Origin of the sequence: Burkholderia contaminans, from assembly GCF_029633825.1 — a bacterium.
Taxonomy (GTDB): domain Bacteria; phylum Pseudomonadota; class Gammaproteobacteria; order Burkholderiales; family Burkholderiaceae; genus Burkholderia; species Burkholderia contaminans.
In genome coordinates this window covers 234,248-259,500 of record NZ_CP090642.1, presented here as the reverse complement: position 1 = coordinate 259,500, position 25,253 = coordinate 234,248, and the positions used below count along the sequence as shown (strand labels likewise).

The 25,253-nt window shown below is 64.9% G+C and carries 24 protein-coding genes; 7 read left to right on the top strand and 17 right to left on the bottom strand.

Annotated elements, in window-relative coordinates; genetic code table 11:
• Window positions 1-84: 84 nt before the first annotated feature.
• The 3 genes from LXE91_RS33430 to LXE91_RS33420 all read left to right on the top strand — a co-directional run bounded on the left by LXE91_RS33430 (window position 85) and on the right by LXE91_RS33420 (window position 3,124).
• Window positions 85-876: a DNA-binding transcriptional regulator gene (locus LXE91_RS33430; RefSeq protein WP_039355201.1), complete on the top strand. Its 792-nt coding sequence runs from the start codon at window positions 85-87 to the stop codon at window positions 874-876.
• 674 nt (window positions 877-1,550) lie between these two features.
• Window positions 1,551-1,772, top strand: a complete 222-nt coding sequence (locus LXE91_RS33425; protein WP_076841468.1) for a hypothetical protein — start codon at window positions 1,551-1,553, stop codon at window positions 1,770-1,772.
• A 242-nt stretch (window positions 1,773-2,014) separates the two neighbouring features.
• A complete protein-coding gene (locus tag LXE91_RS33420; RefSeq protein ID WP_039355393.1) occupies window positions 2,015-3,124 on the top strand; it encodes a polyamine ABC transporter substrate-binding protein in 1,110 nt (369 codons plus the stop codon).
• Window positions 3,125-3,250: 126 nt separating this feature from the next.
• Here the strand turns inward: LXE91_RS33420 and LXE91_RS33415 are convergent, their stop codons facing one another.
• The 5 genes from LXE91_RS33415 to LXE91_RS33395 form a co-directional block, all read right to left on the bottom strand.
• The gene (locus LXE91_RS33415; protein ID WP_172625619.1) at window positions 3,251-3,802 is read right to left on the bottom strand and encodes an SLOG cluster 4 domain-containing protein; all 552 of its coding nucleotides are present in this window, start codon (window positions 3,800-3,802) and stop codon (window positions 3,251-3,253) included.
• 44 nt (window positions 3,803-3,846) lie between these two features.
• Window positions 3,847-5,094 (bottom strand): MFS transporter, encoded by a 1,248-nt coding sequence (locus LXE91_RS33410; RefSeq protein WP_039355203.1) that lies wholly within the window; start codon window positions 5,092-5,094, stop codon window positions 3,847-3,849.
• Window positions 5,095-5,391: 297 nt separating this feature from the next.
• Window positions 5,392-5,721 carry an H-NS histone family protein gene (locus LXE91_RS33405; RefSeq protein WP_039355204.1) on the bottom strand — a complete coding sequence of 110 codons (330 nt, stop codon included), beginning with the start codon at window positions 5,719-5,721 and terminating at the stop codon, window positions 5,392-5,394.
• Between the two features lie 313 nt (window positions 5,722-6,034).
• Window positions 6,035-7,384, bottom strand: coding sequence for a reverse transcriptase family protein (locus tag LXE91_RS33400; RefSeq protein ID WP_039355207.1), 1,350 nt, complete (start codon window positions 7,382-7,384; stop codon window positions 6,035-6,037).
• Between the two features lie 265 nt (window positions 7,385-7,649).
• The gene (locus LXE91_RS33395; RefSeq protein WP_039355208.1) at window positions 7,650-8,222 is read right to left on the bottom strand and encodes a plasmid fertility inhibition factor family protein; all 573 of its coding nucleotides are present in this window, start codon (window positions 8,220-8,222) and stop codon (window positions 7,650-7,652) included.
• A gap of 659 nt (window positions 8,223-8,881) precedes the next feature.
• Here LXE91_RS33395 and LXE91_RS33390 point away from each other — a divergent pair.
• Window positions 8,882-9,154 (top strand): hypothetical protein, encoded by a 273-nt coding sequence (locus tag LXE91_RS33390; RefSeq protein WP_039355209.1) that lies wholly within the window; start codon window positions 8,882-8,884, stop codon window positions 9,152-9,154.
• Window positions 9,155-9,492: 338 nt separating this feature from the next.
• Here LXE91_RS33390 and LXE91_RS33385 read toward each other — a convergent pair whose 3' ends face one another.
• From LXE91_RS33385 to LXE91_RS33365, 5 genes are all read right to left on the bottom strand, one after another.
• A complete protein-coding gene (locus LXE91_RS33385) occupies window positions 9,493-10,416 on the bottom strand; it encodes a LysR family transcriptional regulator (protein WP_039355210.1) in 924 nt (307 codons plus the stop codon).
• Window positions 10,417-10,537: 121 nt separating this feature from the next.
• Window positions 10,538-11,095, bottom strand: a complete 558-nt coding sequence (locus tag LXE91_RS33380) for an ester cyclase (RefSeq protein ID WP_039355211.1) — start codon at window positions 11,093-11,095, stop codon at window positions 10,538-10,540.
• 559 nt (window positions 11,096-11,654) lie between these two features.
• Window positions 11,655-12,695, bottom strand: coding sequence for a polysaccharide deacetylase family protein (locus LXE91_RS33375; RefSeq protein WP_371295206.1), 1,041 nt, complete (start codon window positions 12,693-12,695; stop codon window positions 11,655-11,657).
• A 229-nt stretch (window positions 12,696-12,924) separates the two neighbouring features.
• Window positions 12,925-14,259, bottom strand: coding sequence for an MFS transporter (locus LXE91_RS33370; RefSeq protein ID WP_223274473.1), 1,335 nt, complete (start codon window positions 14,257-14,259; stop codon window positions 12,925-12,927).
• Between the two features lie 36 nt (window positions 14,260-14,295).
• Window positions 14,296-14,688 carry a 5-carboxymethyl-2-hydroxymuconate Delta-isomerase gene (locus LXE91_RS33365; RefSeq protein ID WP_039355217.1) on the bottom strand — a complete coding sequence of 131 codons (393 nt, stop codon included), beginning with the start codon at window positions 14,686-14,688 and terminating at the stop codon, window positions 14,296-14,298.
• A 71-nt stretch (window positions 14,689-14,759) separates the two neighbouring features.
• Here LXE91_RS33365 and LXE91_RS33360 point away from each other — a divergent pair, with 71 nt between their 5' ends.
• Window positions 14,760-15,749, top strand: a complete 990-nt coding sequence (locus LXE91_RS33360) for a LysR substrate-binding domain-containing protein (RefSeq protein WP_141716949.1) — start codon at window positions 14,760-14,762, stop codon at window positions 15,747-15,749.
• A 165-nt stretch (window positions 15,750-15,914) separates the two neighbouring features.
• Here LXE91_RS33360 and LXE91_RS33355 read toward each other — a convergent pair whose 3' ends face one another.
• The 4 genes from LXE91_RS33355 to LXE91_RS33340 form a co-directional block, all read right to left on the bottom strand.
• On the bottom strand, window positions 15,915-16,625 hold the full coding sequence (locus LXE91_RS33355; protein WP_039355220.1) for an SDR family oxidoreductase: 711 nt from the start codon (window positions 16,623-16,625) through the stop codon (window positions 15,915-15,917).
• A gap of 187 nt (window positions 16,626-16,812) precedes the next feature.
• Window positions 16,813-17,217 (bottom strand): VOC family protein, encoded by a 405-nt coding sequence (locus tag LXE91_RS33350; RefSeq protein ID WP_039355221.1) that lies wholly within the window; start codon window positions 17,215-17,217, stop codon window positions 16,813-16,815.
• 129 nt (window positions 17,218-17,346) lie between these two features.
• Window positions 17,347-18,312 (bottom strand): dTDP-4-dehydrorhamnose reductase family protein, encoded by a 966-nt coding sequence (locus tag LXE91_RS33345; RefSeq protein WP_039355223.1) that lies wholly within the window; start codon window positions 18,310-18,312, stop codon window positions 17,347-17,349.
• A gap of 338 nt (window positions 18,313-18,650) precedes the next feature.
• On the bottom strand, window positions 18,651-19,064 hold the full coding sequence (locus LXE91_RS33340) for a DoxX family protein (protein ID WP_039355276.1): 414 nt from the start codon (window positions 19,062-19,064) through the stop codon (window positions 18,651-18,653).
• Between the two features lie 437 nt (window positions 19,065-19,501).
• Between LXE91_RS33340 and LXE91_RS33335 the strand changes: the two genes are divergently transcribed.
• Together LXE91_RS33335 and fliD are read left to right on the top strand one after the other, a co-directional pair.
• Window positions 19,502-19,801: a hypothetical protein gene (locus tag LXE91_RS33335; protein ID WP_135370802.1), complete on the top strand. Its 300-nt coding sequence runs from the start codon at window positions 19,502-19,504 to the stop codon at window positions 19,799-19,801.
• A gap of 282 nt (window positions 19,802-20,083) precedes the next feature.
• The gene (fliD, locus tag LXE91_RS33330) at window positions 20,084-21,586 is read left to right on the top strand and encodes a flagellar filament capping protein FliD (protein ID WP_039355278.1); all 1,503 of its coding nucleotides are present in this window, start codon (window positions 20,084-20,086) and stop codon (window positions 21,584-21,586) included.
• A 180-nt stretch (window positions 21,587-21,766) separates the two neighbouring features.
• Here fliD and LXE91_RS33325 read toward each other — a convergent pair whose 3' ends face one another.
• From LXE91_RS33325 to rbsK, 3 genes are read right to left on the bottom strand one after another with little or no spacing between them, the layout of a single operon-like run.
• Complete coding sequence (locus tag LXE91_RS33325; protein ID WP_039355280.1) at window positions 21,767-22,711, bottom strand: dihydrodipicolinate synthase family protein; 945 nt, start codon at window positions 22,709-22,711, stop codon at window positions 21,767-21,769.
• Window positions 22,712-22,755: 44 nt separating this feature from the next.
• Window positions 22,756-24,090 (bottom strand): MFS transporter, encoded by a 1,335-nt coding sequence (locus tag LXE91_RS33320; RefSeq protein ID WP_371295164.1) that lies wholly within the window; start codon window positions 24,088-24,090, stop codon window positions 22,756-22,758.
• 45 nt (window positions 24,091-24,135) lie between these two features.
• Window positions 24,136-25,062, bottom strand: coding sequence for a ribokinase (gene rbsK / locus LXE91_RS33315; protein ID WP_039355284.1), 927 nt, complete (start codon window positions 25,060-25,062; stop codon window positions 24,136-24,138).
• Window positions 25,063-25,253: the final 191 nt, after the last annotated feature.

Sequence of the window (25,253 nt, the reverse complement as noted above, 5' to 3'; positions counted from 1 at the left end):
GTCTAGGGAGCGGCAGATACGCACTCAACAATTTCAACCAAATGTGCAAGGAATGCACGTCGTTGATTTTTAATACATTTTCCGATGAGCAAGTACGCAAATGTCCGAGGATTGTCGCGTGGCCTGCAGGTGCTGCAGGCCCTCAATGCGCTGGAGAACGGCCGCGCGACGAGCCAGCAGCTGAGCGAAGTCACGGGGCTGCACCGCACGACCGTGCGGCGGTTGCTGGAAACGCTGGTGGAAGGCGGATTCGTGCGACGCAGCGAGTCGGATGACACGTTCCGACTGACGCTGCGTGTGCGCACGCTGAGCGAAGGGTTCACCGACGACGAACACATTGCGACGGTCGCGCCGCCGATCATGGCCACGTTGCTGCAGCGCATCGTGTGGCCGTCGGACCTGACGACGCCGGACGGCGATTCGATGATCATTCGCGAGACGACTCATCGGTTCAGCCCGCTGTCATTTCATCGTTCGATGGTCGGGCGCCGACTCCCGATGCTGCTGACGGCATCGGGCCGCATCTACTTCGCGTCGTGCCAGGACGCGGAGCGCGAGGATATTCTCGACCTGCTGCGCACCGGTGCCGGCGGTGAACAACAACAGCGACTCGCATCGGACGATGCATTCATTCGCAATCTTGTAAGGCGGACACGCGCCGACGGTTTCGGATCGAACCATGGCGACTGGACCGAACAACGCAAAATCGGCTCGCTCGCCGTCGCGGTCAGCGCGCATGATCGAGTGATGGCGGCGCTGAACGTGATCTACCTCGAACACGCGATCAATCCGGCGGACGCCGTGAGACGCTTTCTGCCTTCGCTGCAACACGCCGCGCAGGAGATGACGAGCGCGCTCGATGCACCAGGGAATTAGCCGGGATGGGTGGCCAGAGCTGATACGCCGCCGTGATCCCAACCCGCAGGAATGTCGCAGATCACGTGGAAAACCGGCATGACGCTGCACTCAGGATCAAACGGCCATGCCATCAAGCAACGGCGCCAGGCGCGAAATCGACGTCCGGCGCGAGCACTTTGACGATGCTCCCTGTCATCGGGGTACGGGTACGGTCTAAGCCCCCAGGTGCGATCCTTTTTGCAGGTCTACGCGTTCTGCCGCTCCCACATCGCGACCTGCGCGAGTTCGGTCGCGAACGCGTTCGTGTCGAATCCAGGTCTTTCAACCGGCTTTCCGACGATCATTCGGTAGCGATCCGGACTGCAAGCCGTCGAATATTCTCATCACTTCGTGCGGTTGCTGACCACCCGAAGCAGCGTTGCCGACGCGATTTTCCCGTCATCACCACCGCGCCGAACACGCTCATCGGCCCTCCAATCCCTAGGGAAAATCCTGAGACATCCTTACAGCGATTTACCTGATGATTCATGGAAGCGTCATGTTTCGGCGATTCAGGTGTCTGCCAAGCTTTCAATTCGCGTCGCGCAGCCGATGCCGCCACGCGGCAATTGCGATGACCGATACCTGAAAACGGCAGCCGCCGGCGAATCGTCAGGTGTTCAATACTTTCAACAACCCGGTCGAGAGTAATCGTGAGATTCCGTGGCCCGCTGGTGCGGTGGAGACGAGGCGATGCGCGAAACCTGCGCGCTACGATCGCGTCCCCCGACGACAGTGGCGGCGGCCAAAGCCCTCGCCTGCCGCTGTCGATCTACACCATCCTGTCCCGCCGCTCCGTTCGCCGTCATAACGCGGTCGCCGCGCGTGCATACGTCGCGATCCATACCGACGACGTGGCATCGCTGCTGCCTTAGCGCCCCTCCGCTTTCCCTGATTCCGTTCGACCCACTCGCCGTGTCACCAGACCGGTGACGAGATCGGCTCGCGCTTCGTTTCCGCACGACCCGGCCTGAAATCAAACGGACTCCTGATCGACGTGCACCACGCTCGCTCGCCGCGAGCGGCGGTCACGCACGTCTGCTTCATCCGATGAACCATCGCGCCTCGACCCGCCCTTCGCGGAATCGACACGCGCACCGAAATGGAAAACCACGTCATGCGAATCCGCACGCTTCGCCGCGCCCTTGCAACCGCCGCCATCCTGTCGGCCACCGCGGCTGCCGGCACGACCGCCCGCGCGGCCGGCGAACTGAACATCTACAACTGGTCCGACTACATCGCGCCGGACACGATCCCGACCTTCCAGAAGCAGACGGGCCTCCACGTCCGCTACGACAACTACGACAGCGACGACACGCTGCAGGCAAAACTGATGTCGGGGAATTCCGGCTACGACATCGTCGTGCCGACGTCGAACTACATGGCCAAGCAGATCCAGGCGAGCGTCTACCAGCCGCTCGACAAGTCGAAGCTGCCGAACCTGGCGAACCTCGATCCGCTGTTGATGAAGATGGTCGCCGATGCCGATCCGGGCAACCAGTACGGCGTGCCGTGGGCGTATGGCACCGACGGCATCGGCTACAACGTGCAGGCCGTGAAGAAGGTGCTCGGCGACAAGGCGCCGGTCGACAGCTGGGCGCTGGTGTTCGATCCGGCCAACATGGCGAAGCTGAAGAGCTGCGGCGTGTCGTTCCTCGACCAGGCCGTCGACGTGTTCGCGGCCACGCTGCAGTACATGGGCAAGGATCCGAACAGCACGAACCCGGCCGACTACCGCGCGGCGTACGAGGTGCTGAAGAAGGTGCGCCCGTACATCACGCAGTTCAACTCGTCGGGCTACATCAACGATCTCGCGAACAACGACCTGTGCGTGGCGTTCGGCTATTCGGGCGACGTCGGCATCGCGCACCGTCGTGCCGCCGAAGCGAAGCGCCCGTACGAGATCGGCTTCGCGAACCCGAAGGAAGGCGGGCTGCTGTGGTTCGACATGATGGTGATTCCGAAGGACGCGCCGAATCGGGACGCCGCGCTGAAGTGGATCAACTACGTGCAGGATCCGAAGGTCAACGCCGGCATCACCAACGCGGTGTTCTATCCGACCGCGAACAAGGCTGCACGCCAGCACGTGAAGCCCGCGATCGCGCGCGATTCGTCGGTGTATCCATCCGATGAAGTACTGAGCAAGATGACGCTGCTCAAGCCGATGCCGCCCGAGATCCGCCGGCTGCAGAACCGGCTGTGGGCACAGTTGAAGACGGGCCGCTGAACCGCCCGCCGCGATAACGAATTGTGCCGCCGGCGGCTTGCGCGCGCCGGCGGCACGTCGTCGCATCGAAACCGGTGACATCGCGTGCCAGCATCGCAACGACGGTAGTCAAACCGGCCGCGCGAATTATCGCAGCGGCAGCTCCGCCGAAAACGCACGTTCCACGAAGCTGATCACGTCGTCGAGCGACGACGTGCACGTGGCCCCTGCCGCAAGCTCGCGAAACGCATCGTCCGGCCCGAAACAGATGAGCGGCTTGCGCCAGCGCCGCGCGAGCGCGATCTCCTCGGCCGTGCCGGGCCCGCCCGGCAGCGCGACGATCAGGTCGCTGCTCAGCACGTTCACGTAGTTGCGGTTGATCGTATCCGGCGCGGCGCCCGGCTCGCGGCGCGGCAGCGGCGTGAGGATCGGGACGTCGACGAACGGATGCGGATAGCCGTCGAGCGGCACGAAGCCCGCAAGCGGATCGGCCCGCGTCGGCAGGATGCCGATCGATCGGCCGGCCCGCCCCGGCACGCCGGCGAACGCGCGCGCGACCGCCAGCATCACGCCCTGCCCGCCGCCCGTCAGCAGGTTGAAACCGGCCTGCGCAAGCCAGGCGCCGAGCGGCTCCGAGAACGCGAGCCACGGCTCCTTGCCCGAGCCCATCACGCCGATCGTCTTGTTCTTCTGTTGCATCGTGGTCATGAGTGAGGTCGTTGGGTGGTGCGCGACGGCCGCGCTCATTCGAGTTCTACGCCCTTGAGCTCGGGAATCAGGAACAGCGTCGCGACCATGTCCAGCACGTAGAGGCCGGCAAGCAGCGCGATGGCCGTCTGGAACGAGTAGTGCGCGGCCAGCGCGCCGACCGCGACCGGGCCGAAGCCGCCGACCGCGCGGCCGATGTTCCACAGCACGTTCTGCGCGGTGGCGCGTGCGGCCGTCGGATAGCCTTCCGACATCAGCGTCCCGTAGCCGCCGACCATCCCGTTGACGAACATGCCCATCAGCGCACCGGCCCACAGCATCGCGGTCGGGTCCGACAGCCGCGCATACGCGAGAACCGTCACGACCGCGCCGAGCTGGTACAGCAGGAACGTCGGCTTGCGCCCGATGCGGTCGGCCAGTTGCCCGAACACCCAGACGCCGATCATCATCCCGACGACCGTCGCCGCCGTCCACAGCCCCGACTTCGTCAGCGAGAAGCCCATCTGTTTCGACAGGAAGGTCGGCAGCCAGATCATGATCCCGTAGTAGCCGAAGTTCTGGACCGAACACAGAATCACGATGCCGAGGCTCGTGCGCGCGGTACGGCCGTCCGCGACGAGCAGGCGGAATGCGTTGGCCTTCGGCTGCGCTGCGCGCTGCACGAACGCTTCAGGCTCGTGCAGCGTGTTGCGCATCGCCCACGCGAGCACTGCCGGCAGCACGCCGACCAGGAACATCCCGCGCCAGCCGATGTGCATCAGCAGGAACGGCGTCAGCAGCGCGGCCAGCAGCACACCGGCCTGCCAGCCGAGCGCGACGTAGCACGACACGCGTGCGCGCTTGCTCGCCGGCCACGCTTCCGCCGCGAGCGCCATGCCGATCCCGAATTCGCCGCCCAGCCCGATGCCCGCGATGGTGCGGTACACGAGCAGATCCTCGAAGCCCTGCGCGAACGCGCACAACCCGGTGAAGATCGCGAACAGCAGGATCGTCCAGGTCAGCACGCGCACCCGCCCGTAACGGTCGCTCAATGCACCGAACAGGATGCCGCCCGCCACGGCGCCGATCAGCGTCCACGTGACCAGCGCGCCGCCCTGCCCGGGCGTCAATTGCAGCGCCGACGTGATCGCCGGCAGCATGAAGCCGAGGATCAGCAGGTCGAAGCCGTCCATCGCATAGCCGATCGCCGATCCGGCCAGCGCTTTCCACGCGTACGCGCCGACCTGCTCCACGCGCGGGGCCGACGGGCCCTCGAGCGACGAAGATTTCATGTTTGCTGCCATGGTGTCCTGCCACGATTGTCCGGCGACATTCTAAGGCCTGTGCCGGTGCCCGACGGGCCGGCAGACCTGCCGGCGGCGGCGGTGCGCGCACGGCGGCATCCGCTTGCAGGACGTCGAGCGGGAATCCGCTGGCAATGTACGGGAGGGGAATATAAGCGATCCGGTGTCGGCGGCGAAGCCGGTGATGTCGCGGTCAGGCCGGACACCGGATGAAAGACAGCATGCTGGCGGAGTGTTACCGGCCGGTTCGCGCCAGCGGACCGGCCGGCGCCGGGCGGCCTCGCGGCCCGGCCGGCTTCAGCCTTGGTCGTCTCCGGGCCACCAGGTCTTGGCCTCGCGGTCGACGGCGAGCGCGGCGAGATCCTTGCCTTCGAGCCATTTCGGGCGCGGGCCGCGGCCCGACCATGAGCGGCCGGTCGTCGGATCGTAGTACTTGGCAGGCGCCTTGCGTTTTCGCTGGACGATGTAGCCAAGCGCGCTCAGCACTTCCTGCTGCGAAATTCCCAAAAGCTCGACCTGTTCCTTGAATGCCGCGAGCGCGGCCTGCTTCTCCTTCTGCTTCGCATCCGACAGCTTGATATTCAGGTCCCGAAGTTGTGCTTCGAGTTCCTGCAGGGCCTGGGTCATGTATTCATCCTCTTTGGGCATGTTTTCGCAAAAAGCTCCGATGGCGGAACCTACCACGAAGTTCCGCCGATGGGGGCTGTCAAATCGGTGCATCGTTTGCCTGAGCCGGCATGGCTTGCGCGATACGCACTAAACGACGTCGCGCGTCAATCAATTGGACAAGACCGGCCGGCAACGCGCAGCCCGCCATGTACGTAGGCACGGCGAACGGCTGCAGCAAGTAAGCGCCGCACCTGACACGGGCGCGGCATGGCGCGAATGATAGCAGTGCTCGGCGTCGTATTACAGAAGGCGTCGATGCGGATACGTCCGATTACAGGCCGACGTCGCGGGCGTCCCACGCGATCCGGTCGAACAGCGCGCGCAGCTTCGCGCCGCGCGCCGCGTTCAGCGCGGCCGCATGCGCGACGCGCCCGGCGAGATGCGCGCGGAAATCCGGATGCGCGTCGCGATTCTGTGACGCCGGGCCGTGGCGGATGCAGTTGGTCAGGATGGCCTTCAGGAGATCGAACGCATCGCGCGCCAGGTTCGGATGACGGTTGACGACCACGCCGGCCAGTTGCTGCCGCACGCCGCGCCGCATCACGCGGGTTTTGCGCAGTTGCAGCGCAAAGCCTTCTTCGAGCGCGATCGCGGCAACGCGGACCTGCAGCCGCTCGACGTCGCGCGCCAGCGCGCCGCCGCCGGAAAAGGCGAGATCGTCGGCATAGCGCGTGTAGGTTGCACCGAGCGAACGCGCGAGCGCGGCGAGCCGCATGTCGAACCGGAACGCGCACAGGTTCGCCAGCGCCGGCGACGTCGGCGCGCCCTGCGGCAGATGTCGTTCGCGATAACGCTGGCGGCCGATCCAGTCGAACCGGTCGCGCAGGTCCGGCGCGAGCAGCCGCGCGGACGGCACGCGGTTGGTGCACAGCCCGGTGAGCGTGCGCGCGACTTCGGCCGGATACCCGAGCGTGACGAACAGCGCGTGCACGCGGGCGGCGCGTATCGACACGAAGAAATCCGCGAGATCGAAACGGACGACGACCTCGCGATCCGCATGGGGCGCGGCGAACGACACGATCCCGTGCCCCTTGCGAAAGCCGTGTACCGCACCGTGCGGCGCGATGCGATCGAGCAGCCCGTGCAGGATGCGGCGCTGCGCTTCGCGCAGCCGGCCTTTCGGAATTTCGACGAGGCGGCTGCCGCCGCTGCGCTTGTCGTGCGCCACGTACGTGTAGTGATGCAACGGCGTGGCGCTGCTGCGCGCGTCGACGCGCCAGTGGTCGGACAGCCAGTCGAGCTCCGGCGCGCTCACGCCGAGCCAGCCGGCAAGATCGCCGGGCGTCGCCCATTGCGGCACGTCGCAGCCGGCGAGCGGCGCCGGCAACGGCCGCTGGACGGGCGGACGCCGCACGACGCGGATCACGTTCGGCCGATCATCGCGATACCAGGCGCGCACGAACGCGGCCGCATCGGCCAGCACCGCCGCAAGCACGTCGATGTCGACGTCGTCCCAGTTCGCGCCGAAACGGGCGAGCGCGGCGTCCGCACATTCGTGCACCCACGGTTGCGCATCGCCGAGCACGGCCGCCATACGCGCGATGACGCCGCCGCGCTCGGGCGGCCCGGCGAGCATCGCCTCGGCAATCGTGCGGGTGGTATCGCGCAGGGATGAATGCATGGAGAAAGATGGGCGGGACGATGAGCCAACGTGACTGGTGCTGCGAGGAGTCGCGTTGCGCAACGCGCAACCGTGCTCCTTGCGACGCATCGGGGTGTCAATCTGATCCACGGGGTAGCCCCGTAGTCCTGGAACATCGGCTGCCTGTTCCGGGCGTGTGCTTGACCCACCGGCCCGCGATGCGACTTTAATGGCCGCGAACGCGGCGTGTCAAACCGGGTGGCGATCCGGCGCCGCCGGGGCGCGCCGGATCCCGGCGAACGACCTACGCGTGCCGGGAAAACAGTTCGCGGAACGCGATCGGCGCGATGCCGACGCCGGCCATGTTGTTCAGCATCGTGGCCCACGTCGCGTTGTCGACGCTGACCGGAAACGATCGCACACGGTTGGCGAGCAGCCAGAAGGTGCGCGTCATGCCGTTGCTCATCGCGACTTCGTACCCGCTTCCCTCGAGCCAGTAACCGACCGGCGGCAGCGCCACCGGTTCGAGGCGGCCGGCCCGGAACGCGGCGGCGGCCGACGCGTACTTGCTGTCGAGCGGCATGACGCGGCGCGGCACGCAGTCCTGCGAATTCAGTTGCGGAAACGCCGGGCTCGTGCCGAGCCACCGGCCATAGAACTTCTGCGCGTCGAGATGCACGACGAAGCGCTCCGTTTCGGCGGGCATCGCCGCCATGTAGCAGTCGGCCTGGCCGGGAACGACCACGCGCCATGTCGCGCGCTGCGCGCTCAGGTCGACCAGCTCGCTCGGCAGCGGCCGCGGCTGGATGGGAGACGGACGTCCCGCTTCGCGCAGGTCGCGTGCGCGATCGAGTCCGATACGAAGACGTGTCAGCATGGGCCCTCTCTTTCTCTCGTGATTTGTTCGAATCTGTCAGGGGGCGGGCGATTACATCGTCACCTGTTTGCAATACGCGGGCCCGGTGTCCTGATGCTCCCTGTGTGGTCGGGAACTGGCGCAGTGTAGCGTCTTTCCGGGGCGGCACGAATCAATTCGGCCGGCGCCGGCTGCAGTATCGACGGATATGCGCTGCGCAGTCCGCGCGCCAGGCGAACCACGCACCCGAACGCTCGATCCCACATGAACGCCCATGCGCTTCGCCCGCCACACCATCAACCGTCGAATCAATATTCGCCGTCGATTATTTAAATATCGAAACAATCAAAAACAAAACAACATCCCGCATAATTCAATAAAATCAAATTCAAACAAAAATTATCGAATTTTATTAACGATAAATTAATACGATTGGCGCACTCAAAATCAACTAAATAATCTGTGTTGTGCGCCGCAACACCGTGATTCAAAGATCAACGAGATACGGAGGCGCAGCACGAATCGCTTCATTCGTGCTTTGTCGCGAAAGTTTCCACCTTGTCAGGCCACCGTTGATTTCCACGCATTTGTGAATCAGCAATCCGGAAAGGCATACCTGTCTTCCCGGACGTGACCGATGTCGTCAAATCGCATAAATCATTCAATATCAAAGGAAAGTCATGAAGAAGATTGCAACCGTGCTGTTTTCAGCACTGATGCTCGCCTCCACGTGCGCGTCCGCCCAGGCGCTTTGCAAGGCCGGCAAGATCGACAAGATCGAAACCGACGCCACCGGCAACCTGCTGGTGACCATTAACGACGGCATCTACTCGTTCAGCGCGAAGGAAGTTTATTCAATTATTTACCAAGCGTATTCGGAAAACAGGAATCTGTTTATCTACGGAAACAATTGTTCGAATGGCTCGCCGGCAACCCGCTTTGCCATTCGTTAATCGACCTTAAACGCTCGACGATTATCAATACGTGGAGCACGGGGCTGGATTGACTTCCGAATCCAGCCCCGTCGCGGGCTGTGGTGTCGGCGCTGCGCGTCATGACATCCCAGCCCGCGGCCCGCCGCACTCCCGTTCCGGTATCCATCGAGCAGCCGTGCTTGCCGCTACGAGCCAAACGTTGCCGGGTATTTTTCATCCCGACCACCTTCGGCGCCTGCAAGGACAGCGCCAACCCGCATCGCGACGGCCTTCGTGCTCAATCGGCGAACGCGGGCCGAATCGAACGTCTTCACGCGCCACCTCGACGAACGCAGAAAGCCTGCGATCGCGGGAAACTACCGCAGAAACGGCGCCAGCGCGTCGGAAGCTTCGGAGAACCGCTGCTCGAGGAAGTCGAGCAATGTACGCACGCGCGGCGCCATATAAAGCGTTCGTTGAAACAGCGCGTTCACCGGCACGTCCGGGCAGCGCCATTCCTGCAGGAGCAGCTTGAGCCGCCCGGCCTGAAGATCGGCGCCGATGTCCCAGATCGATTTCATTGCCACCCCGCGCCCCTCGATCGCCCATTCGCGGGCAAGGGAACCATCATTGGTCTGACGGGAACGGTCGAGCGGCGCGGTGAACGACGCGGTCTCCCCGTCGCGCGCGAAACGCCAGTTGTTCGCCGCGCCGGCCGCCGAAGAAAGGACGATGAATCGATGCTCGCGCAAATCGTCGGGATGGTTCGGCATCCCGTGCTCGGCGATGTAGTCCGGCGACGCGCATAGCGCGCGGCGATTGTCGGCCATGCGCTTGGCGACCATCGAGCTGTCCGCCGGCACGCCGAACCGGATCGCAAGATCGATATCGTCCTGCAGCAAGTGTGACAGTGAATCTGAGAGCACGAGCGTCAGCGTGACGTTCGGATGGCGTTCGTTGAATTCGTCGAGCCATCGACGCAGCACGGTGCGCCCGAAATCGGAAGTGGCCGATACGCGCAACGCCCCGCTCACCGATGCGCGCCCGGCCTGCAACGCGGCACGCGCATCTTCGAGCGTTTGCAGCGCATGCTGGCAATGTACGAGATACAGACGACCTTCATCCGTGAGCCGCAGCTTGCGGGTCGAACGCTCGAACAGCTGAGTGTGGAGCTCTCCCTCGAGCTTGACGAGCCGGGCGCTCGCCGCTGCGGGGGACAGTCCGAGCTTTCTGCCGGCCGCCGAAAGACTGCCCAGGCTTGCTGCTTCGACGAAAAGGCGAATGTCACCGAGATTGTCCATGGTCGCGTCGCGCGAAAGGGATGTTGGATTGTGCCGCGCGATGCGCCGCGAGGACCGGGCATGGTAACGCGATGCGGACCGGCGAGGAAAAGGCCGATCGGCAGGATCGGCCCCCGCCCGCTTACTTGGCGACCACGCCGAGCTGTTGCAGGAACGTCAGGTTGTCTTCGAGATGCCAGTTGTCGGTGATCTTGCCGTCGCGAATGCGATAGATGTCCGTGGCGATGAAGTCGACCGCCTGCCCGTTGCCCTGCACGCCGTTGAAGGTGCCGGTGAAATGACCGGTGAAGTGCAGATGGGTGACGACGCGGTCGCCGGCGACGATCATCTGTTCGACGTCGGCGTGGACGTCCGGCACGGCGCGATGGAAGCCTTGCGATGCAGCCAACGGCCCGGCGATGCCCTGCGGCCGACCGACGGGCAAGGTGCGGTCGGTGAAATCGGCCGCCAGCGCCTCGCGGGCCTGGGCCTCGTCGCCCGTGCTCCAGAAGGTATCGTAAAGGCGTGCCGCGCGGATCTGTTGCTCGGCCTGCCGCTTCGAGAGGCTCTTGTCGACGATCAGCGTTTTCGGCTGCACGAGATCGTCGCCGGTCGCGGCAACGGCAGGCAACGCGGCAGCGGCGGTGGCTGCCGCCAGCGCGATGCGGGAAACGGCGGAAAGGACGGTGCGGGTTTTCATGACGTGCTCCTTGAGTGAGTACTCGATGCTCGATGAACGGATTGAATCCGACAGTGGTGCGACTTGGGTCATTCAGGCTGGAAAGCGGGCGGTGCGATTCGCTTGTGCCGTCTCGCGTCGATCAAGCCGGGACGCGAAAGCGGTCACCGCAATCGCCATCGGCGTCACTGCGGCGGCCACGAGCGTGCCGCTGCGCAGGTGGGTTCTGGCGAGAAACTCGGGGGAACCGTGCGAGGCCCGCGCCAGGGCGCGGCAGCTTCGGCGAGCGCTTCACCGTGGTTGATGCGGAAGCGGGACTCGATGGTCAGCGCGACCGTTCGCCGGTGTTCGACGAACTCGAGTGGCCGGTCGCGGCCCGTGGTCGGCATGCGAAACGCCATGAGGCGATGCTTCCGTCAATCGTCAACCGTACGAGTCGTCGGATTGGCCGCCAGGTAATCCGGATGCGTGCACTGAATCAGCGCCCCTTAGCCACTTCGCCGATGCGACGGGCGACAAGCCAAGCGTCGTCCAGCGCATTCGCACGCTCGAACCGGTGCGAAGGCGCCGGTGCAACCCGCTAGATCGTCTCGCTTTCGCGTACCGTAATCGGGCTTTGCAGGACGAACCGCGCGATGTCGTCCTTGCGCATGAACACAACGCCGGGATGGCTCTTTGCATGACGCAGGAACGCATCCCATGCACGCGTCATCTGCGGCGTGCCGCTGATGCGGTCGTGCGCGCTGATCGACATCATGCGCCGACGCGTTCCCGCTTCCTCGTACAACTGATCAAAATCGAACTTGATCTGTTCGAGGAATTTCTCAGGCGAGTAATTCCGCCCCTCCACCAGCAGGATGTCGTTGTTGCGCAGCGTATACGGAATCACGACGAAATCCTTGCCGTTGACCTTTTCGATGAACGGCTCGTCGCGGCTCGTATCATCGATGTGATAAACGTAGCCCAGCTCCTGCAGCAGCGACAGCGTGTTCGGCCCGCGTCGCAGCCAGTTCGCGTTGTAGCCGATCGGACGTTGGCCCGTCACCTCCTCGACCATCGATCGCGCCTGGATCAGAAACTCGCGTTCCTGCGGTCGCGACATCGCATACTGCGAGTTCCACGTCGGCCCATGGCCCGCCGCTTCGTGGCCGCGCGCCACGATTTCGCGCGCCACCTGCGGATGCCGCTTCGCCGCCTCGCCGATCATGTGACTCGTCACCTTCACGTCGTGACGATCCCACAGATCCAGCATTCGGGGAATTCCCTCGCGATACCCGTACGCAAACCACGCTTGCGCGGCAAGATCGGCGGGAACGCTCGCCGGGAAATCGACTTTCGGAAACGGATTGTCGGCACCCTTAGGCGGCTGCCCGCCCGCCTCGAACTGCATCGAAATCGAAATGACCAGCCGTGCACCGTTCGGCCAGAATTCCCCCTGCGCGGGCGCGGCTACCGGCTTCGATCCGGTGCTGCCCGTTTGCGCACCGACCCCGGTGGATTGAAGCATCGCACCGACGGCGAACGCGCCCGTGCCGATTCCGGCCTTGGTCAGGAAGGAACGGCGCGCCGGTTGATCGGGCGCCTGCTCGGCCGGATCACGATCCACATGATCGATTTGAATTGCCATGGACAATCTCCTCATGACGCGCAAGCGCGTCTCTCGCACCGCAACGCGATGCATGATGACGAATGAACGGGTTTGGAATGTCACGCAGATTGATGCGCGTACAACCAATTTTCGGAAATCGGTCCCGCTTTGAAAATGGGCCTTGAAATGAATAGACTTTCAATCCAGACCAAAAAATCGGTGTTCCGTCCGGATACGGCAAGCCTGCTCGGCCTGCCGCGCCTCAATGCGTCGATATCCTTCGGTACGCGACGGTGAGCGCCATCGCCGCCGAAGCGCTCAGTGCCAGCAGCAAGGTCGGCGCCGTCGCATCGTGAAGGCGATCCTTCAACCATCCGAACACGATCGGCCCCGCGAATCCCGCCAGGTTTCCGAAACAATTGATCGTTGCGATCCCCGCCGCCGCGGCCGCGCCGGTCAATCGCATGGTCGGCAGGTGCCAGAACAGCGGCAGCGCCGTCAGCGTGCCCGCAGCGGCCAGCGAGAGCCCCGCGATCACGGCAGGCAGAACGCCGCTGAACAACGCGCTCACGACGAAACCGGCCGACGCCATGCAAGCGCCCCCCGCAACATAGGCTGCCCAGTTGCCACCGCGGTCCGCGCGACGGGCGCCCATATTCATCACCAGCACCGCGATCAGATAGGGAATTGCACTGCAAAGGCCGATCCACGACAGTTTCGTCAGCCCCGTTTCCTTGACAAGCGTCGGGAGCCAGAAGCCGATCCCGTACAGACCGACGAGAAGCAGGAAATAGATCGTCGTCAGCAACGCCATCTCCGATGCCGGCAACCGGGGTGCGCGCCGCGCATCCACGGTATGACCCGCATCGACCTCGAGGCTTCGCAATACCGCGTCCGTCTCGTCCGGCGACAGCCAGCGCGCATCCGTCGGACGGCTCGGCAACAGATAGTGCACCGCGAGCCCCACGCCGACCGTCGGCAGGCCTTCGATCACGAACGTCCATTGCCATCCGGACAGCGCACCGAAGCCGTCGAGATGCGTCATGATCCAGCCCGACAACGTATTGCCGACAATGCCTGCGACCGCTGTCGCGCTCATGAACAGTGTCGTCATCCGACCGCGCCGGTGAGCAGGAAACCAGTAGGTCAGATACAGCACGATGCCGGGGAAAAATCCGGCCTCCGCCACGCCGAGCAGCAGCCGCTGCAAATAGAACGTGCCGGGAGAATGTACCCATGCCGCAGCCGCCGAGACGATGCCCCAGGTCACCATGATGCGGGCGATCCACACGCGCGCACCCACCCGATGCAGCAGAAGGTTGCTCTGCACTTCGAACAAAAAGTAGCCGATGAAGAATAAACCGGCGCCGAGACCGTAGACGGTGTCGCTCAATCCGAGCTCGCCCGCCATCTGCAGTTTCGCGGCCCCGACGTTGACCCGGTCGAGATACGCAAGAACCTGTGCCACCAGAAGCACCGGCATCAGCTTCCAACCGATGCGCCGATACAGTGCGTCGAGATACTCCGGCGACCTGTCTGCCGGCATTGCCTTTCGTTCGTCGGGCGTATCGCACCCGGTGCTGCGCGTGATGTCCATTGCTGTCTCCATGAATTCTTGTCGACGCGGGCCGCGTCATGCAGACGCGCCGGTGTCGGAGCGGGTGCCGTCACGGACCGTCTTGATGTAAGGCGCACCGCTGAAATCGCATACGAGTACGCAGCACTGCCAGCCGAACGCCGGTTCGACCCGCTCGACGGCATCTCGCACGACGTCGTGGATCAGTCTCCCCATGTCGTTCAGTACCGGCTCGCTCCTCGGTTTCGTCAGCAATAGCCTGACGACGATGAATTCGTGTGTCGGGTCATCGCCGGACAGGAATTGATCGGCCTTATAGACACGACTCTTCAATTCGGCGAGTAACGCGTGCCCTTGCGCGGCGAGCTGTTCGTGCACCGCCCCCATCAATGACCGGAAATCGAGCAGGCGCGCAATGTGGGGCGTGGCTTCGATGATCAGATGCGGCATCTCTTCACCTCCGTTGAAAGAATGCATCGACGGGAGGTTAGGATTCGGTGTGCCTGATGTAAATTAATGTTTTGCGTGTTGATTCATCAGGATCCGTTATGCATTCAGCGATCGATCTTCGCCTGCTGCGCAGCTTCATTGCAGTCGCTCGCGCCGGCAGCGTGACGCGAGCCGCAGCTCGGCTGCACCTCACTCAACCCGCACTGTCCCAGCATCTGCGCGAGTTGGCGGATCTGCTCGACGTGACGTTGTTCGATCGGGTGGGCCGCGGGATACTGTTGACGCAAGCGGGGGCGGATCTGTTCGCGGAAGTCGAGCCGATCCTGTCGAAACTCGATGTGACGCTGGCCAATGTCCGAAACCGCTCGCGCGAAGTTCACGGCGCGTTGCGCATCGGTGCGATCGACACGTACGCACGATCGCTCGTCATGCCGACGATATCGGCCCTGCTCGCACGACACCCGCAGTTATACGTGTCCGTTCAGGAACTTCCGGCTGCGGCGATCGACCAGGGGCTGGTGGAAAATGAACTGGACATCGGCGTGTCGTTCTCCCATCTGTCGCATGCGGACATCGAGCAGAGAACGTTGTTCATCGAACGGCTGGCGCTGGTGCAGCGATCCGCCGGTCGCAAGATCCGGAAGACCGTCAGCCTGCGGGAAGTGGCGACGCATCCGCTTGCGCTGCTGAATCGGACGTTCGCCATGCGCGGGCAGATCGACACCGCATGTGCTGGCGCAAACGTTACGCTGAACGTGCGGGTCGAGGCGGCCAATGTCGACTCGCTGATACGGCTCGTCGAGCGCGCCGACTACGCGACCATCGCGAGTCCGCTCGCGATTCCGCACCGCTCGAGGATCGTGGCGGCGACGATCGCGGACGATGGCCTGTCGCGCATCGCCGCGTTGCGCTGGCGTCGCGGCAAGACGTTCACGCCTGCCATGGAGCGTTTTGAAGAAGCGTTGTCGCACACGATCCGCTCGTCCGGCCTCGACATGCCGGACAACGATTCGGTACGGACATCGAAACGATCGCCGCCTGCTGACACCAGAAAGCGCTGACGGCATCTCGAATACGCCTGCGCCCCAAAACGGTTGCGGCGCAGACGCTCATGCTCGCCCGCGCGCCCGAGATCATCCGGCGCCGCACACGGCGCGCGGAATCCGGGCACGCGCGCACGGTCAACCTGCGACGCGCCTCGATTCGAACTTCAACCGACCGGGCCGCTACGCGATCGCACCGCCTCCGTCGACCAGCACCGTCGAGCCGGTCGCGTACGGGGTCGACGCGAGGTAGAGCACGGCGTTCGCAACGTCCTCGGGTTGACCGACACGGCCGGCCGGCAAGCGCGCCGCAGCGCCTTCGTACATCCTGTCCCGCGCCTGCGCATCGAGCTTCGACCAGAGCGGCGTCGCGATCAGGCCCGGGGATACCGTATTCACCCGCACGGGCGACAGCTCGAGCGCAAGCCCGCGCGCCAGCGATTCAAGCGCCGCGTTGATCGCGCCTTGCAGGACCGAGGTCTTGCTCGGCCGCACGCTCAGGAAGCCCGACACGAACGTCAGCGACCCGCCCTGCCGAATACGTACGGCCCGCGCGACGCGATAGGCTCCCCAGAACTTGCTGTCCATCGCCGCGTACGCATCGGCGAGCGCGAGACCACGCATCGGACCGGTGGGTGTCTGCGCGGCCGACACGACAACGTGGTCGAATTCGCCCGCCGAATCGAAAAATGCACGTACGCTGGTGTCGTCGGTCGTGTCCATCACACCGGTTCGCACGCCGTGACCGATCCTCGCTGCGCTCGCCGCCAGCCTGGCCGCGTCGCGCGACGCGATCGTCACGCTCGCCCCGCCCGCCGCAAAGGCCCGCGCGGCCGCTTCGCCGATCCCGGAACTTCCGCCGACCACCAGCACGTTTTGTCCATCGAATTGCATCGCTCGTTTCCTCCGATCAAAAGCGTGTTCCCGAGCGTGAAGCAGTGCCCGTCGCACGCGTCAAATGTTCTGAATACCGCTTGCGGCCAAGGGTTGTGCCGCCCACGCCGAATCGCCGTTGTCGCCGCCTGTCGCCGGCAAAGTCGGCAAGCGCCATGTGTTTCGCAAGACGATTCGGCAGATCCGGTCATCCGTTCGGAATCCCGTACAGCTTGTCGGCGCCGAGCGTCGTCACGAATTCGACGGAAACCCCCGGCGCAATGGACACGAACAACTGCAACTCATTGGACAGCGGTACTTCGCTCAACGAGTAGTCGATCCGACTGCTGGACAGTCGATCGATCAACGTCGCCCACTCGTGATGCGTGTCGACGCGAAGCGCAATGTGATCGATGCGCGGCGTGCTGCGGCCTTCGCGCGCAGGCAGCGTTGCGCGCGTGACATGAATCATCGGGCGGCTATCGAGGTACAACCAGTAGCCGTCGACCCTGAACGGCGGTCGAGGCCCGGTATCGAGACCGACGACCTCATCGAAAAAGCGGCGTGTACCGTCAATGTCATCGGTAACGATGGTGGCGTGGTCGAAATGCATGCTTCGTGTCCATGCTGGAAAGCCTGGTACGCATTCTGTCGCACGTCGGTCGGTCTTGATAATTGGCTTCGCCATTGAATGATCTTCAATGGCGACAAGAAGGTGGGGGGCCGCGACGGGCGCCCGATCCTACAGCCCCTGCGGCGCATCTCGCAGCACGGCGCGTAGCGCGGCATCGAACGGCGTCGCGTGGTCGATCCCGGCGGCACGCACGCGCGATGCGTCCAGGTGGCAGTCATATGGGCGCGGTGTCGCGTCGGTCGGCTGGTCGATTCGCTTGAGCGCGGCTTCGATGCCGAGCGCGGCCGCGATCCGCTGCGCAATGTCGTACTTCGTCATCGGCTCCTCGCCCGACCAGTGACGAAGGCCCGTGATCGACGCGCCCGCGAGATGGCGCAGCGTGAGGTCGCGGATGACGTCCGCGACATCCGGCGTATACGTCGGGTAACGGATCGCCCATGCGTCCATGCCGACCGCGTCGGCGCCCGGCCGAGCGGCAGCGACGATCGCCGGCACGAGGCTCGTGACGGCCGATTCGCTCCAGTCGACGATCGGGCCGAAGAGCAGCGGCAGGCGCAGCACACACGACAGCGGCGACGCGGCGAGCAGCGCCGCCTCGCCTTCCAGCTTCGTGCGGCCGTAAATGTTCAGCGGGTTCGGCGCGGCGTCCTCGCGGTACGGGGCAGCCTTGCCGTCGAAAACGTAATCGGTGGAGATGCCGAGCGTCCATGCGCCGTAGCGCGCGGCGAGCACGCCGATGCGGGCCTGGGCCGTGACGTTGATGGCGCGTGCGGCCGCGGGATCGCGTTCGCAGACATCCGGGCGGCGCTCGGCCGCGCAGATGATCACGGCGGCCGGTCGGCAGGTGGCGAAGAGGTGTTCGAGGGCTGGCTCGTCGAGGACGTCGAGTTCGGCGAGGTTTTCCGGGGGCAGCGCCAGGCGTTTTGCGCCTGCGCTCTGCGGGTTCCGGATGGTCGCGACGAGGTTCAGCGACGATTCACGGGCCAGGGATGCGGCCACCGCGCGGCCGAGCAGGCCGGCGGCGCCGATGAGGAGGACGGTCGGGAGGTCAGTCGACGAGGTCGGGTTTGGCATGGGCGGTCATTCGGGTGACTTGGAAGTGCACGAGGTCGCGTTCGACGCTCGGGCCCGGGTGGCGGGGAGCATAGCCGAGTATGACAGTCGGTACGGCGTGATGACAGATCGGCAACCCCGCGACGGACGTGCGTCATGTGCGCCGCGGCCGGCGCTCGGCACGGCGCCCCCGTCCACCGGGACGACGCCCGCTCTGCCGGCGACGCCGACACGCCGCGCGGCCGCCCCTGCGCGCGAGCAAGCCGCGGCGGCGCCGCCTCACGAAGATCGCCCAAAAGCAAAGCCCGGTGCGCTTGCACGCACCGGGCCGTCACCTCTGCGGAAAACCGCGCCCCGCGTTACTTCCGGTCGAGCGAATAGCGCCCCGGCCCGGTCAGTGCGAGCAACAGCAGCCCGCCGATGATGCTAACGTTCTTGTAGAAGTTGATCATCGCCATGTATTGCTCCATCCCTTGCAACGCCCAGTAGCGATGGCCGATCAACGCGGTCGCGAGCGTATAGGCGGCGAACACCAGTGCGAGCGGACGCGTGTAGAAGCCGATCGCGATCAGCAGGCCACCGGCCAGCTCGACCGCCACCGCGATCGCGGCCGCCAGCTCGGGCGCCGGGTTCCCCGTCGACGCCATGTACGCGACCGTGCCCGAGAAGCCGGTCAGCTTCTGCCAGCCGAACAGCACGAACAGGATCATCAACAGCACGCGAGCCGCCAGCAGCAGCTCGTCCTTCTTCGACTCCAGTGAAACGTAACGCATGACAATCACCCTTGAATTGACGGTTTGATGCGTCCGGTGCCGAGATGCGCCGAATCGGCGCGCCAGGTCGGCAACGAACCACTCCTCGCACGATCGGACAGCAAGCCGGCTGGCCCGCCGCCGAAGAATCCGTCTGGGCGCGCCGCTCGTGGCGCGCTCCGGATCGGTTCTGGCGAAGCACGGATGCAGTCTACTGTCTCCGCACAAATCATCAATCCGTCAAAACAAGATTCGCTGTCACACCAAAGTGGACAATCGAGCGAAACAAGGCCGCGACGCTGGAGCAATGAATCCGACCCAATGGATCTGCTCTTATGTTCCAAGGACATGAAACCGCCCCTTCATATCCAGCTTCCGTGCCCCGTCGATATTGAAGCGCCAATTAGTGCTCACGGGCCACGACAAAGTATCTCGATCGCCATTCGACGATATGTTATGTGTACAAGCCTGCCATATGTGAATTAAGTTTAACACTCGACTTTCTTTCCAATCTGCGAAGCCCCCTGTTCCGGGAAAAGACGTCTGGACTGGAAATGCGTATTGGCAAACGAAATCGTTTCACGGGCAAGCGGGTTGACGTCATCCGCGGCGAAGGTAGTCCAGTGGGCAAGGATTTCAACCCGATGGCAGCAAAGAAGAACACTTTCCGCACACTGCCGACCGATCCAGTGTTTAGCAGAGCAAGCGAAAAAACTCATCAAACATTCACGCTCTCTGCAGGTTTTAAATTCCAGTAAAAATCCATCAATAAATACAATCAAAACGATGTGTTTACGGCAAAAAATCTCAATCCTTTAATCCGCACTCCACCATCGCATTTCCAACCACACTTTTCCCAACAATCATTACAAAAAATTACTAACTAGTGCAGATTTAAATATACGATAGCGCACGACCTTACGTTTTCCCGACACTCCCGTGACTCCCGGAACGCGTCGCTCCGGACACGGCCCGCAGGCGCATCGCCGCAGGCCGTCGACACGCTCGTCACGGGATCGCCTTTCAACCGGAGACCACCCATGACAACGAACACGCCTGTGAACAGCAGCGCGAACACGAACAGCCTGTTGCAACAGGCGGCGCAATCGATCATCAACGGCTCGACCGGCAATGCGTCGATGGATGTCGGCTTGCTCGTCACGACGCTGGTGAACGCAAAGACGGCAGGCCGGGCCGCGGCGCTCGCCGCGTCGCAGCAGACCGGCACCACGCAGATTTCCGCATTCGGCGCGCTGTCGTCCGCGCTGGGCGCGCTCGAGGCGGGCCTCGCCACGCTGGCGAACGGCGGGCTGCAGTCGACGTTCACCGCGGTCGCGAGCGGCAAGGGCCTGACCGCAACGCCGAGTGCAGGCGCGGTTGCCGGCACCTACACGGTCGGCGTCACGCAGATCGCGACCGCGCAGGCGCTGGCTTCGTCGGGCGTCGACGGGAAGAAGCCGCTCGGCACCGGCACACTGACGCTGTCGCTCGGCAACCAGTCGTTCAAGGTTGACGTCAACGGCACGAACAACACGCTGTCAGGCATCGCGGCCGCGATCAACTCCGCGGCGAACAACCCGGGGATCAGCGCGACGGTCATCAACGGCACCGACGGCGCGCACCTCGTGCTCGCGTCGTCGAAGACGGGCTCGGCGAGCACCATCAGCGTCGCGGTCGGCAACGTGGCCAACGACAACGGACTGTCGAACCTCGGCGTCACGTCGACGGCCGACACGACGGGCGGCCCGTCGAAGATCGATTCGGCGAACGGCGCGGCCGCGTGGCGGCAAAGCGCCGCCGCGCAGGACGCGAAGTTCACGGTCAGCGGCATCGCGTCGACCAGCGCGAGCAACACGGTGTCGGGCGTGCTGAACGGCGTCACGCTGAACTTGTCGGCGGCTGCGGTCAGCGCAACCGATACGCAGACGCTGACGATCAGCCCCGACACGAAGTCGCAGGCGGCCACGATCACGAATTTCGTGAACCTGTACAACGCCGTCGTCAAGACGATGGGCGCGCTGTCGAGCTACACGCCAGGGGCAAGCACGCAGGGTACGCTGATCGGCGACTCGACACTGCACACGATCCGCAACGCCCTGGCGTCGATCGTCGCGCGCGGCGTTCCCAACAAGGACGGCAACGGGCACACGAACCTGGCGGCGATCGGCGTCTCGCTCGAGAAGGACGGCACGCTGAGGGCCGACAGCGCGAAGCTCGACATTGCGCTGACCGGCAACCCATCGGGGGTCGCGCACCTGTTCAACTCGACGAACGGGATGGGCAAGCAGTTGACCGACAAGATCGCGACCTTCACGAAGAGCGGCGGGATGATCGACCTGCGCACGAACGCACTGGGCGCCGACCTGAAGCGCGTCACGCAGCAACAGACGAATCTGGCCGACTACGCCGCGCAACTGACCAAGCAGTACCAGGCGCAGTTCACGGCACTCAACGCGTTGATGGCCAAGATGAATTCGAACACGCAGTACCTGACACGGCTGTTCGGCGGTGCCAACAGCAGCGGCACGCTGGCGAACAAGTGACGAGCGTCCGGGCCGACCGACGATCGTGGCGGCGGCCGCCGGTCAATGGATCGACCGGCTCGCGCCGCCGCGCAGGGTGTCCCGGCTGGAAACCTCACTCACGCTCGGCAGTGCGCAAGCATGCGCCGGGTTCGGTTCCCCGTCTCGCACCGTGAACCTCGGACGGCAGCGCGCGCACGATTACGCGGCGATCCTTCGCCGGAAATGCTCGGTCCCGGCCACGATCTTGTCGAGCACCGCATCGAGCGCCCAGAACCGTTCACGCACGTCGTAGTCGATCACGCGGCAACGGATCGACGCGAAGGTGCCGATCCGCTGGTGATAGAGCTTCGCGAGCGCCGGGTACCCCAGCGCTTCCGACACCGCCGAGACGACGAGGAACGTCGACAGCTCGTCGGCCAGCGCCGGATTCGACTCCCCTTGCGTACGCAACCACCGGTACAGGTCCGGATGGAAGTTGGTGAACACACCGTTGAAGCCGGCGGAACCCGCCTTCATCGCGTCCCACGCAATCGCGGCGTTCGCGTTGAGGATCTTCAGCGGCGAGCCCTCGGCGAGCGCGACCCGCCGCTTCACCGTCTCCAGGTCGCAGCTCACGTCCTTGAGCATCACGAAGCGGCCCGTATCGATGCACGCGCGCAGTTCGTCATCCGACAGCAGCCGCCGGTAAGGCGCCGGACACTCGTACAACCCGAGCGGCAGGTCCGACGGCAAGCGCGCGAGCAGCCGGTGCAGATGGTCGAGCAGCGCGGCGCTGCCCTGGCGCTGCGGATCGAGTCGGTTGGTCACGAGCACGACGCCCTGCGCGCCCGATTCGGCCGCCGCGCACAGCTCCTCGGCCTGCGCGTCGAGATCGTCGCTGATGTGTCCGGACGCGACGACGGGCACGCGCCCGGCCACCCGCTCGACCACGAAGCGCGCGAGTTCCGCGCGTTCCGCGAGGCTCAGGAACTGCATCTCGCTCGACTGGGCGACCGCGAACAACGCGTCGGCGCCGTGCGCCAGGTACCACTCGATGAGCCGTTCGAGCCCGGCGTAGTCGATCGCGCCGGCGTCGTCGAACGGCGTCAGCATCACCGGAACGATGCCCTCGATGGTCACGTTCGATTGCTGCGGGTGTTGCATCTGTTTCTCCTTGCTTCAGTGAATGCGTGGCGCATGCCGCGTGCTCAGGCCGGCAACGGTCTGGATGCAGCGTTCGCGGCCTGCTCGGGAATCGGCTTGCGCACCAGCAGCAGGTACGCCATTGCACCGGCGAACGCGATCGCCGCGGCCGCCAGAAGCGCCGGCACGAACGACCACTTCTGCGCAATGATGCCCGTGAGGATCGGCGCGAGCGCGCCGCCGATGAAACCGCCGAAATTCTGGATCGCACCGAGCGACGCGATGCGGCTCGGCGGCGCGGCTGCCGTCGCGAGCGCCCACGAACAGGCCGACGCCGCGTTGGCGAGAAAGATCACGACCGAAATGCAGGCAAGCGCCACCGTATTGCTCTGCACGAGCGCGGCGGGAATCGTGAACGCGACCATCCCGAGCATCGCGACCACCACCGCATTACGCCGGCTCACGACCGGCGAACGGCTGCGGCGCGTGACCAGGTCCGACAGCCAGCCGGCCAGCAGCGAGCCGACGAACCCGCACAGGAACGGCACCGACGCGGCAAAGCCGGTGCGGATCAGGCTCATGTGCCGCTCCATCGTCAGGTAGCCCGGCAGCCAGGTGAGGTACACCCAGTTCAGGTACACGGAACCGAAATAGCCGATCAGCATCCCCCAGGTCGTGCCGTGCGAGAACAGGCCGCGCCATTCGGCGAACGTCAGTTTCGGCGCCGCGACCGTGCTCTGCGCGTCGGCGTCGAGATAATTGCGCTCGGTGGCGGTCAGTTGCGCGCGCACCGGATCGCGATACAGCGCGAACCAGACGACGGCGACGACGAGACCGGCTGCGCCCGTCGCGATGAACGCCCAGCGCCAGTCGAACGACGCGACGAGGATCGACAGCAGCAACGGCGCAAGCGCGGTGCCGAGCGGCGACGCGGCGTTGAAAATGCCGGTCGGCGTGCCGCGTGCGCGCAGCGGAAACCAGTTGCTCACCACCCGCGCGGCCGACGGGAACTGCGGCGCCTCGCCGATGCCGAGCACGATGCGCGCGACGATGAACCAGCCGAAGGTCGATACGATGCCGCCCGCCGCTTGCGCGATCGACCACACGATCAGGCCGATCCCGAGCAGCCGGCGCGGCCCGATGCGGTCGACGAGGCCGCCGACCGGGAACTGGCACAGCGCGTAGCTCCACGAGAAGGCCGACAGCAGCAGCCCCATTTGCGCGAGCGACAGGCCGAGATCGGCGCGGATCGCCGAACTCGCGACGGCCAGCGTGCCGCGATCGAGGTAGTTGACGATGCCGCTCACCATCAACAGCGCGAGCGCGATGCGTTGCCCGCGGCGGATACGCGGCGGAGCGGGCGGAATGGTCGGGGTTTCGTTCATTGCGGTTGTCTCCATGTCAGTGATGTCGGCCGGTTCCGGCCTGTCCGTCTGATGCGGAATTCAGGGTTCCAGGCGCGCCACTTCGTCGCGCGTCGGAATCGAGGTCTGCGCACCGTAGCGCGTCACGCTGATCGCGGCGGCGCGCTGGCCGAAGCCGATCGCGTCGTCCATCGACGCGCCGCCCGCGCGGGCGGCCGCGAACCCGCCGACGAACGTGTCGCCGGCCGCGGTCGTATCGACCGCGACCACCGACATCGCCCGCAGGCGGCCATTGCCCGCACCGCCGCGCCAGCACACGCCGCGCGCGCCAAGCGTGACCAGCACGTTGCCCACGCCCTTCGCGCGCAGCGCATCGGCGGCGCGCACGGCGGACGCATCGTCGCCGACGGCGATGCCGGTCAGCGACTCGGCTTCGGTCTCGTTGACGACGAGGTAGTCGACCCGTGCGAGCAGCGCGTCGAACAGCCGCTGCGCGGGCGCGGGATTGAGCAGCACCGGCGTGCGGTGCGCGGACGCACAGGCAATGGCTCGCGCCACGGTGGCGACAGGCACTTCGAGCTGGCTCACGAGCATCGCGGCCCCGGCGATCGCTTCGCGCGCCGCGTCGATCCGGTCGGCATCGAGGCGCGCATTCGCGCCGGGCACGACGACGATGCTGTTCGCGCCGCCTTCGCCGACCGTGATCGTGGCCACCCCGGTCGCCGTACCGCCGATCCGGTCCAGGTGCGTCACGTCGATGCCCTCTGCCGACAGTGCGTCGTGCAGGCGCGCACCGAATGCGTCGTCGCCGACGCAGCCGATCATCGCGACCGACGCGCCCAGGCGCGCGGCCGCGACCGCCTGGTTCGCCCCCTTGCCGCCATGGACGGTCTGGAAATCGGTGCCGAGCAGCGTCTCGCCCGGCACCGGCAGGCGCGGCGCGCGTGTGACGAGGTCGATGTTCACGCTGCCGACGACGGCGATGCGCGGTGGACAGATGTTGCTCATTTCCGAATGTAACCGCTTACATTTGAGACGGACAAAAAGGCCGGAATGGCCGTCGTCGATGAAAATTTCACGATATGGATAGAATATGGGTCTGACATAATGTGGAAGCACGCCAAGATAGCGCTTACATTCTCACAGGGTCGAGCGAGAATGCAAGCGGCGCCACCATGAATCGAGGGTAAACATTGACG